Source organism: Xanthobacter autotrophicus ATCC 700552 (genome assembly GCF_043194565.1).
GTDB lineage: Bacteria > Pseudomonadota > Alphaproteobacteria > Rhizobiales > Xanthobacteraceae > Xanthobacter > Xanthobacter autotrophicus_F.
In genome coordinates this window covers 1-1,411 of record NZ_JBAFVS010000064.1, presented here as the reverse complement: position 1 = coordinate 1,411, position 1,411 = coordinate 1, and the positions used below count along the sequence as shown (strand labels likewise).

The 1,411-nt window shown below is 66.8% G+C and carries 3 protein-coding genes; 2 read left to right on the top strand and 1 reads right to left on the bottom strand.

Features of this window, described 5'->3' with window-relative positions; translation table 11 throughout:
• On the bottom strand, positions 1–137 hold a 137-nt coding region (locus V5F48_RS24905), incomplete at its 3' end, for a DsrE family protein (RefSeq protein ID WP_394260636.1).
• A 93-nt stretch (positions 138–230) separates the two neighbouring features.
• On the opposite strand from V5F48_RS24905, the gene V5F48_RS24900 reads away from it, so the two are divergent.
• Complete coding sequence (locus V5F48_RS24900) at positions 231–896, top strand: ArsR/SmtB family transcription factor (protein WP_394260635.1); 666 nt, start codon at positions 231–233, stop codon at positions 894–896.
• Between the two features lie 50 nt (positions 897–946).
• The coding region (locus tag V5F48_RS24895) for a rhodanese-like domain-containing protein (RefSeq protein ID WP_394260634.1) at positions 947–1,411 on the top strand (465 nt) is incomplete at its 3' end.

Genomic DNA, 1,411 nt, shown 5'->3' with positions numbered 1-1,411 from the left:
ACGACGGCATCCGCCATGAGGAACACGGTGACCCGGTTTCCCGCATCCTGCTTTTGAATGCCGGCGGCGAGCCGCAGGCCGTTATAGACGCGCTCCGTGCCGTAGGGCGGATCGTTGAGAATGAACAGCGCGTGCATGTCCGACTCCGTCGGTTCCCCACGATGCCCTTGCGGCATGGCCAGGATAATCATACGTTCAAATTATCGCTTGAATGATGTATCGTTACCATCATGTGCAAGTCAACGGATCCCAAACGCGCCTTGTTCGCCGAGCTGGCCGCGGTGGCGCGCGCCCTCGGCCACGAGCACCGCGTGGAGTTGCTGGAGCACCTCGCCCAGGGCGAGCGTAGCGTGGAGGCGCTGGCCCGGCTGACCGGGCTCTCCATGGCCAATGCCTCCCAGCACTTGCAGCAGCTGCGTCGCGCGGGCCTGTTGGATGCCCGCCGCGACGGCAAGTTCGTCCTCTACCGCCTGGTGGACGACGGGGTCGTCCAGCTCATGTCGGTGCTGCGGCAGACTGCGGAACGCAACATCGCGACGGTCGGCGCTCTGCTTGCGCGTTATTTCGACGGGCGGGACGGGCTTGAGCCCATCGGCCGCACCGACCTTGTGGATCGCGCGCAGGCGGGCCTCGTCACGGTGATCGACGTGCGGCCTCGCGAGGAGTTCGACCTCGGCCACGTGCCCGGCGCCGTCAGCGTCCCGCTCGAGGAGCTCGATGCCCGCCTCGCCGAGTTCGATCCAGCGACGGAGATCGTCGCTTATTGCCGCGGCGCCTATTGCCTGCTCGCCGTGGAGGCGGTCGCGCGCCTGCGCGCCAAAGGCTTCTCGGCCCGCCGCATGGAAGACGGCATGCCGGAATGGCGCGCCGCGGGACTGCCGGTCGCGGCGGGCTGACGCTACGCCATCCCCCGAAGTCCAAACCAAACAAAATGGGAGAAACGCCAATGTTCAAAATGCTATCGGGCGTGCTTGCCCTGGGGCTCCTCGCGGCCGTGCCGGCGACGCCGGCAGCCGCCCTGGACCTTCCCGGCCCGCTGGTGTCGAGCGAATGGCTCGCAGCCCACCAGGACGAGGTCCTCGTCCTCGACGTGCGCAATGACGATACCAGCTACAAGGAAGGCGGCCACCTCATCGGCGCGGTGCCTCTCGACTTCCGCAAGGCTCGCGGCACCACCACCGAACGCGGCGTGGACATCGCCGACATGAACCTCCCGCCCGAGGCGTTCTCGGCGCTCATGCGATCGGCCGGGGTGAACGACGATACGCCGCTCGTGCTCACCCACCGCGGGCGGGGACCGGACGATGCGGGTTATGCCGCCTACGTCTATTGGCAGCTCAAATATTATGGCCACGACAAGGTGGCCATCCTCGACGGCGGCACGACGAAATGGGTGGCTGAGAACCGCGAG